This is a genomic window from Micromonospora sp. S-DT3-3-22 (assembly GCF_015354745.1).
Taxonomy (GTDB): Bacteria; Actinomycetota; Actinomycetes; order Mycobacteriales; family Micromonosporaceae; genus Micromonospora; species Micromonospora wenchangensis.
In genome coordinates this window covers 1-8578 of record NZ_JACGMO010000194.1, presented here as the reverse complement: position 1 = coordinate 8578, position 8578 = coordinate 1, and the positions used below count along the sequence as shown (strand labels likewise).

Sequence of the window (8578 nt, the reverse complement as noted above, 5' to 3'; positions counted from 1 at the left end):
AGGGCTTCTCGACGGACGGCTTGCACACCGTCGTGGCCATCACTGACAAGCTCCTGGGCATGCCGCCGGTCGGCGGGCGTGACGACGAGGTCGACGACGCCCGGCATCCGGCCGTCGACGCCGCCGTGCGGGCGATGGCCAACGCCGAGGGTCTGTCCCCGGCCGACCAGATCGCGCAGTACGAGGCGGCGTACCAGACGTTGCGGGAAACCCTCGCCACCATCGACCAGACCTGACCGGAGAGAACCACCCCCATGGCACGTCGTACCCGGCTCGACGCCGAACTCGTCCGTCGCGGCCTGGCCCGGTCCCGGGAGCAGGCCGGTGCGTTGATCGAGGCCGGCCGGGTCCAGTTGCGCGGAGTGCCCGCGCGCAAGGCCGCCGCGATGGTCGACCCGGCCGATCCGCTGCTGGTGACCGGGGCGGACCCGATCGACGAGTACGTCTCCCGGGGTGGGCACAAGCTGGCCGGCGCGCTGGCCGCCTTCGGTCCCGGCGGGTTGCGGGTGGCGGGCCGGCGGTGCCTGGACGCGGGGGCGTCGACCGGGGGGTTCACCGACGTGCTGTTGCGCGCCGACGCGGCCGAGGTGGTCGCGGTGGACGTCGGCTACGGGCAGCTCGCCTGGTCGTTGCGGACCGACGAACGGGTGCGGGCGATGGACCGCACCAACGTGCGGACGCTGACCCCGGAGGTGATCGGCGGGGAGGTGGACCTGACGGTGGCGGACCTGTCGTTCATCTCGCTGCGGTTGGTGCTGCCCGCGTTGGCGGGCTGTACCCGGGCCGACGGTGACCTGGCGCTGATGGTGAAGCCGCAGTTCGAGGTGGGCAAGGAGCGGGTCGGCGCCGGTGGGGTGGTGCGTGATCCGGCGCTGCGGGCCGAGGCGGTGCTGGAGGTGGCGGCGAGCGCGGCCGGGCTCGGGCTCGGGTTGGCGGACGTCGCGGCCAGTCCGCTGCCGGGTCCGAGTGGCAACGTGGAGTTCTTCGTATGGTTGCGCCGGGACGCGCCGCCGGCCGATCCCGGGCGGGTGCGCGCCGTGGTGGACGCCGGGCCGAACGGCCCCGGGCCGGACCCGGCGTCGGGGAAGGTGGCAGGGTGAGCGTGCTGGGCGGTGTCGGGACGGTGTCCCGCGAGGGTGGACGGGAGGCGGGTCCGGTGGACCTCGACGATGGTGGGGCTGGCCGGGTGCGGGGCGGACGGTGGCACCGGTGAGCCGGACGGCCCTGCTGGTGACGCACACCGGGCGGCGGCGGAGCACCGAGCACGCCCGGGCGGTCGCCGCCGACCTGAGCGCGGCCGGGTTCGAGGTGCGGGTGGTGGCCGAGGAGGCCGAGGATCTCGACCTGCCCGGGGTGGTGCCGGTGGACGGTCTCCAGGCGGCCGAGGGTGCCGAGATCGTCTTCGCGCTCGGCGGGGACGGCACGTTCCTGCGTGCGGCGGAGCTGGCCCGGCCGGCGAAGGTGCCGCTGCTCGGCATCAACCTGGGCAAGGTGGGGTTCCTGGCCGAGGCCGAGATCGACGATCTCGACACGGCGGTGCGGGACGTGGTGGGGCGCAACTACACGGTGGACGAACGGCTCACCCTCGACGTCACCGCCGAGTTCGACGGTGGCCCGACGATCGAGTCGTGGGCGCTCAACGAGATCAGCGTCGAGAAGGGCGAACGTGCCCAGATGCTGGAGTTGCTGGTCGACGTGGACGGTCGTCCGCTGTCCCGGTACGGCTGCGACGGTGTGGTGTGCGCCACGCCGACCGGTTCGACGGCGTACGCGTTCTCCGGTGGTGGGCCGGTGGTCTGGCCGGAGGTGGAGGCGTTGCTGCTGGTGCCGATCAGCGCGCACGCGCTGTTCAGCCGGCCGCTGGTGACCGCGCCGACGTCCACGTTCGTCATCACGGTCGATCCGTTCACCACGCTGGCGGTGCTGTGTTGTGACGGTCGGCGGGTCTACGACCTGCCGCCGGGGGCGACGGTGACGGTGCGTCGGGGTGCGCTGCCGGTGCGGGTGGTGCGGTTGCGGGACCGGCCGTTCACCGACCGGCTGGTGGCGAAGTTCGATCTGCCGGTGCAGGGTTGGCGCGGTAGCCGCCGCTGATCCCGGCCCCGGCGGGACCGGTGCGGGTGTCCGTGGTCACCTGCGGGGCCGTCGACCAGCGGCGCTGTGCCGGTGGCCGGCCGGTGGAGGATTTCCTGCCGGTGCGGTGCCCCGTGCCGGCTGGTCAACTGTCGCAGCACGCGTCTACTGTCGGGTGCTGTGCTGGAAGAGCTGCGGATCACCGGACTGGGCGTCATCGAGGACACCACCCTGCCGCTGGCCGGCGGGATGAACGTCATCACCGGTGAGACCGGTGCCGGCAAGACGATGGTGGTGACCGGTCTCGGCCTGCTGTTCGGCGGGCGGGCCGACGCGGGTCGGGTGCGGGCCGCGCCGGGCCGGGCGACGGTGGAGGGGCGGTTGCGGCTCGACGGCCGGGTGGCCGACGTGGTGCACGCCCGGATCGTCGACGCCGGTGGCGGGCCCGACGACGACGGTTCGCTGCTGATGAGCCGGACGGTGACGGTGGAGGGGCGGTCCCGGGCGCACCTGGGTGGCCGGAGCATGCCGGTGTCGATGCTCGGCGAGGTCGGCGAGCAGGTGGTGGCGGTGCACGGCCAGTCCGACCAGCTGCGGCTGCTGCGGCCGGCCGAGCAGCGGGCGGCCCTGGACCGGTTCGCCGGCCCCGAGCACGAGAAGCTGGTCGAGGCCCTGCGGGAGGCGTACGGGCGGTGGCGGCAGGTGGTCGACGACCTGGCCGACCGGCGCAGCAACGCCCGGGCCCGGCACCAGGAGGCCGATCTGCTGCGGCTGGGGCTGGACGAGATCACCCGGGTCGATCCGCAGCCGGGTGAGGACGACGAGTTGAAGGCCGAGGCGCAGCGGCTGGAGCATGCCGAGGGGTTGCGGACGGCGGCGCAGTTGGCGCACCTGTGCGTGGCCGGTGGGGTGGAGGCGGCCGACGACACGCCGGATGCGACGGCGTTGCTCGGTACCGCCCGGCGGACCCTGGAGGCGCAGGCCGGCACCGATCCGGCGCTGGGTGAGTTGGCCGGCCGGTTGGAGGAGGCGGCGACCCTGGTGGCGGACGTGTCGGCGGAGTTGTCGACGTATCTGGCGGCGTTGGACGCCGACCCGGCCCGGTTGCAGACGATCTACGAGCGGCGGGCCGCGTTGCGGGCGTTGACCCGCAAGTACGCCGACGACGTCGACGGGGTGATCGCGTGGGCGGAGCGGGCCCGGACCCGGTTGTCCGACCTGGACACCTCCGACGAGCTGCTCGACGAGTTGGACCGGGAGGCGCAGCGGCTGGCCGGTGAGGTGGCCGAGCTGGCGGGGCGGTTGTCGGCGTCCCGGCAGGAGGCGGCGGTGCGGTTCGCCGAGCAGGTCACGGTGGAGTTGGCGGGGTTGGCGATGCCGCACGCGCGGATCGAGGTGGCGGTGCTGCCCCGGCCGGGTGGGCGGTCGGAGCCGACGTTGCCGGTCAACGGGGTGCAGTGCGGGGTCGGCCCGGACGGTGCCGACGAGGTGGAGTTGCGGTTGCTGGCGCATCCGGGTGCGCCGTCGTTGCCGTTGCAGCGAGGTGCCTCCGGGGGTGAGCTGTCCCGGGTGATGCTCGCCATCGAGGTGGTGTTCGCCGGTTCGGGTGGTCCGCCGACGTTGGTGTTCGACGAGGTCGACGCGGGTGTGGGTGGGCAGGCGGCGGTGGAGATCGGTCGGCGGTTGGCCCGGTTGGCGCGCAGTCACCAGGTGTTGGTGGTGACGCACCTGCCGCAGGTGGCGGCGTTCGCCGACCGGCACCTGGTGGTGGCGAAGGACACCGGGGGTGCGGTGACGACCAGTGGGGTGCGGGTGGTGGAGGACACGGAGCGGGCCCGGGAGCTGGCGCGGATGCTTGCGGGTTTGCCGGATTCGGATCTGGGTATCGCGCATGCCGAGGAGCTGCTGGCCGTTGCGGCGAAGGAAAGGCGGCCCTGAGGGCAACGATTGTGAGCGGAGGCACACCGGCCTGCGCTCTGGTGTGCTTCCCTGGGTAGGCGGCCCTGCTCAGGCATGTCGCGACGGAAATGCCTGCCTCCCATGCCAGGATGGTCACGATGCGTCTACCCACGTTGCGCCGGGCCCGGAACGCGGAACCGGACTCAGTTCTCGGCACCGCACGTCTGGATCGCCGTACCAAGCGGCTGGTCGGCCGGCTCCGCCCCGGCGACATCGCGGTGATCGACCATGTCGACCTGGACCGGGTGGCGGCCGATTCGCTGGTCGCGGTCGGGGTCGCGGCGGTGCTCAACGCCAAGCCGTCGGTGTCGGGCCGGTATCCCAACCTGGGGCCGGAGGTGTTGATCGGCGCCGGCATCGTGCTGCTGGACGACCTCGGTGAGGGGGTGTTCGAGCGGATCCGGGAGGGTGACACCGTCCGGATCGAGGGCAACACCGTCTTCCTGGGTGACGATCCGGTCGCGCACGGTGACCTCCAGGATGCCGAGACGGTCGCCAAGGCGATGTCCGACGCCCGGGAGGGTCTGTCGGTGCAGTTGGAGGCGTTCGCCGCCAACACGATGGACTACCTGCGTCAGGAGCGGGACCTGCTGCTCGACGGGGTGGGTGTGCCGGAGATCCAGACGCCGGTGCAGGGGCGGCACTGCCTGATCGTGGTCCGGGGTTACGACTACAAGGCCGACCTGGACGTGTTGCGTCCGTACATCCGCGAGTTCAAGCCGGTGCTGATCGGCGTGGACGGCGGGGCGGACGCGCTGGTCGAGGCGGGGTACACCCCCGACATGATCATCGGGGACATGGATTCGGTCACCGACGACGTGTTGCGGTGCGGTGCCGAGGTGATCGTGCACGCCTACCCGGACGGCCGGGCGCCGGGTCTGGCCCGGGTCAACGGGCTCGGGGTGCCGGCGATCACCTTCCCGGCCGCCGCGACCAGCGAGGACCTGGCGATGCTGCTGGCCGACGAGAAGGGCGCCTCGCTGCTGGTCGCGGTGGGCACCCACGCCACGCTCGTGGAGTTCCTGGACAAGGGGCGCGGGGGGATGGCCTCGACGTTCCTCACCCGGTTGAAGGTCGGCGGGAAGCTGGTCGACGCCAAGGGGGTGAGCCGGCTGTACCGGCAGAGCATCTCCGGGTCGTCGCTGTTGCTGCTGGTCCTGTCGGCGATCGCCGCGATGGCGTCGGCCGTGGCGGTCTCCACCGTCGGCAAGGCGTATTTGGGTGTGGTCTCCGAGTGGTGGGACAATTTCGTGTTCCAGCTCGGCCAGCTCTTCTAGCTCCCGACCGATCAAGAGGCTGCAAGCGTGATCAACTTCCGGTACCACGTGGTGTCCCTGACCGCGGTCTTCCTGGCGTTGGCGATCGGCCTGGTGGTCGGCACGGCCGCCCTCAACGGGCCGGTCGCCGACTCGCTCAAGGAGACCGTCAACTCGCTGCGCAAGGACAACCAGCAGATGCGGCAGTCGGTCAACAGCCTCCAGAAGGAACTGGACATGGAGGAGGACTTCGCCGCCGAGATCGCGCAGATCATGCTCCCGGGCAAGTTGACCGGCAAGCGGGTCATGGTGCTCAGCCTGCCGACCGGGCGGGAGCACACCGAGGGCGTGCTGAAGATGCTCCAGACCGCCGGGGCCACCGTGACCGGCCGGGTCGACATCCAGGACAAGTTCGTCAACCCGGACAACAACACCAGCCTGATGGAGTTGGCCGTCACCGCCGCCCGGCCCACCGCCCCCGCCTCGGCGCTGCCCGGCAACGGCAACGGCGTGGAGACGTCCAGCGCCCTGCTGGCCAGCGTCCTGCTCGACCGGCCGCAGGGCACCCCGCCGGTGACCGACGCCGACCGGCGGGCGGTGCTGGCCGCGTACGTCAACGCCGGCTATCTGACCAGCGAGGAGAAGGTCACCGGCCCGGCCGAGGCGGTGGTGGTGGTCAGCGGGCAGCCGTACGTCGACAAGGACTCGGCGAAGAAGGACGAGTCGGTGGTGAAGATCGCCGAGCAGTTCGACCGGACCGGCGCGATCGTCGTCGGCGGCAACGGTTCCGCCGGCGGCAACCTGGTGGCCGTGGTCCGGGGCGACCCGGTGCTCGCCCAGACCATCTCCACCGTCGACAACGCCAACACCGTGCAGGGGCAGCTGGTCACCAGCCTGGCCCTGGTGCAACAGCTCACCGAGAAGCGGACGGGTCAGTACGGCGTCGGCGACAACGCCACGTTGGTGCCTAGACTGCCCCAGTGAACGAACCACGTACCCCGGTGACCGGTTACCACCCGTCCGCGCCGTCCGGCGGTGCCGCATGAGCGGGATCGGGCGGCTGCTCGCCGCCGCCGCCGGTGCCGCTGCCGCCCGGTACGCGCTGCGGGAGGCCCGTACCTCCCCGGCGGCGCCGGCGTTGGAGCGGACCAACTTCCGTGGCCGTACCGTCAGCCTCGCCGCCGGGCCGGCGCTGGCCGTCGGGGCGTCCGGCGCGGGCGCGCTCGGCGCGGCCAGTGTCCCGGCCGGCGCGGCGGTGCTCGTCGCCGGTCTCGGCGCGGGCGCCGTCGGCCTCTACGACGACGTGGTCGGCGCCCGTCCGGAGCAGAAGGCCGCCAAGGGTTTCGCCGGTCACCTCGCCGCCCTGCGGGCCGGGCGGGTCACCGCCGGGGTGGTCAAGGTCGCCGGGGTGGGTGCGGCCGGGCTCGCCGCGGCCGTGTTGCTCGCCGCCGACCCGAAGGTCGCCGCGCACCCCCGCCGGCAGCGCCACGGAGCGCTCGGCCGCACCGCCGATGTGCTGCTCGGCGCGGGTGTGGTCGCCGGCACCGCCAACCTGCTCAACCTGCTCGACCTGCGCCCCGGCCGGGCGTTGAAGTCGGGGGTGCTGCTCGGTGTGCCGTTGGCCGGTGGCCCGCACGCCGGTATCGCCGCCGGTGCGGTCGGTGCCGCCGCCGGGCTGCTCGACGAGGACCTCGGCGAACGGGTGATGATCGGCGACAGCGGGGCCAACGCGCTCGGCGCGCTGCTCGGGGTGGCCCTGGCCGCCCGCACCGGCCCCCTCGGCCGGGCCGGGCTGCTCGCGGTGCTCGCCGGGCTCACCGCGGCCAGCGAGAAGGTCAGCTTCACGGCGGTCATCCAGCGCACCCCGGTGCTGCGGGAACTCGACGCGCTGGGCCGGCGATCCGACTGACGTGACCAGACCGGCCCCCCTCGCCGGCACCGGTCGGGTGGCCGGCGCCGCCGCCCTGATCGCCGTGCTCACCGTCCTGGCCCGGCTGGCCGGGTTCGGCCGGACCGCCGTGTTCACCTGGGTCGTCGAACGCAGCGACCTCGGTGGCATGTACGTCATCGCCAACACCGTGCCGAACATCATCTTCGAGATCGTCGCCGGCGGGGCGTTGGCCAGTCTCGTCGTACCGCTGCTGGCCGGGCCGGTCGCGGCCGGTGACCGGCGGGCGGTGGCCGCGACCACCGGGGCGTTGCTGACCTGGACGGTGACCCTGCTGGTGCCGCTGGCGGCGCTGGTGGCGGTGTTCGCCGACCCGATCGTGGCGGCGATCTCCGACGGGCGGTCCCCGGCGGAACTGGCCGCCGGGGCGCGGATGCTGCGGGTGTTCGCCCCGCAACTGCCGCTCTACGGCATCGGGATCGTGCTCACCGGGGTGCTCCAGGCGCACCGCCGGTTCGCCTGGCCGGTCGTCGCGCCGCTGCTGTCCAGCCTCACCGTCGTGGTGGTCTACCTCGTCTTCGGCGTCACCCAGGGGCGGGACGCGAGCATCGCACAGGTGAGCCGGGGCGGTGAGCTGATCCTCTCCGGCGGCACCACCCTCGGGGTGGTGGTGCTGTCGCTGTCGCTGCTGGTTCCGCTGCGGCGGCTCGGGCTGACCTGGCGGCCCGGCTACACGTTCCCCGCCGACGCGCGGGCCCGCGTCGGTGGGCTCGCCGTCGCCGGGGCGGTCACCGTCACCGCCCAACAACTCGCCCTGGTGGTCATCCTCAACCGGGTCTCCGGCGGCCCGACCGGCTCCCCGCAGGTGTACAACCTGGCCCAGACCGTCTACCTGCTGCCGTGGGCGGTGCTCGCGGTGCCGCTGGCGGTCGCCGCGTACCCGGGCCTGTCGGCCGCCGCCGCGTCCGGCGACGAGCAGGGCTACCGCAGCACGGTCGCCTCGACCACCCGGGGAGTGCTGCTGTTCGGCTTCCTCGGCGCGGCGGCGCTGATCGGCACCGCCGAACCGGTCGGCCGGTTCTTCCCGCTCGGCGCGGAGCCGACCGCCGCCGCGATCGCCGGGTTCGCCCCCGGACTGGTCGGCTACGGCCTGTTCGCCGTGCTGTCGCGGGCCCTCTACGCCCGGGGCGCCACCCGCGCCGCCACCGCCGCCATCACCACCGGCTGGCTGGTGGTGCCGCTGGTCGCGCTGCCGCTTTCGGCGCTGCTGCCGCGCGCCGACCGGGTGCTGGCCGTCACCCTGGCCAACTCCGTCGGCATGCTGCTGCTCGGGGCGCTGCTGGTCGTCGCCGTACGCCGCAGCGCCGGGCCGGCGGCGCTGGCCGGTACCGGCCGGGCCGCC

General features: G+C 73.4%; 8 protein-coding genes. All 8 read left to right on the top strand.

All coding sequences use genetic code 11. The features are described from left to right. Positions 1-38: 38 nt before the first annotated feature. On the top strand, positions 39-236 hold the full coding sequence (locus H1A17_RS32525; RefSeq protein WP_309236926.1) for a hypothetical protein: 198 nt from the start codon (positions 39-41) through the stop codon (positions 234-236). An 18-nt stretch (positions 237-254) separates the two neighbouring features. Beyond that, positions 255-1100 (top strand): TlyA family RNA methyltransferase, encoded by an 846-nt coding sequence (locus H1A17_RS32520; protein WP_145918984.1) that lies wholly within the window; start codon positions 255-257, stop codon positions 1098-1100. Positions 1101-1209: 109 nt separating this feature from the next. Next, on the top strand, positions 1210-2094 hold the full coding sequence (locus H1A17_RS32515; protein WP_194823673.1) for an NAD kinase: 885 nt from the start codon (positions 1210-1212) through the stop codon (positions 2092-2094). 159 nt (positions 2095-2253) lie between these two features. Next, positions 2254-4011, top strand: a complete 1758-nt coding sequence (gene recN / locus H1A17_RS32510; RefSeq protein ID WP_145918985.1) for a DNA repair protein RecN — start codon at positions 2254-2256, stop codon at positions 4009-4011. 119 nt (positions 4012-4130) lie between these two features. Continuing rightward, complete coding sequence (steA, locus tag H1A17_RS32505) at positions 4131-5309, top strand: putative cytokinetic ring protein SteA (RefSeq protein ID WP_145918986.1); 1179 nt, start codon at positions 4131-4133, stop codon at positions 5307-5309. A 27-nt stretch (positions 5310-5336) separates the two neighbouring features. After that, positions 5337-6272 carry a copper transporter gene (locus H1A17_RS32500; protein WP_145918987.1) on the top strand — a complete coding sequence of 312 codons (936 nt, stop codon included), beginning with the start codon at positions 5337-5339 and terminating at the stop codon, positions 6270-6272. Between the two features lie 58 nt (positions 6273-6330). Beyond that, positions 6331-7197, top strand: a complete 867-nt coding sequence (locus H1A17_RS32495) for a hypothetical protein (protein ID WP_194823672.1) — start codon at positions 6331-6333, stop codon at positions 7195-7197. A gap of 1 nt (position 7198) precedes the next feature. Then, positions 7199-8578, top strand: a 1380-nt coding sequence (murJ, locus tag H1A17_RS32490) for a murein biosynthesis integral membrane protein MurJ (RefSeq protein WP_194823671.1), incomplete at its 3' end; no start/stop codon positions are given.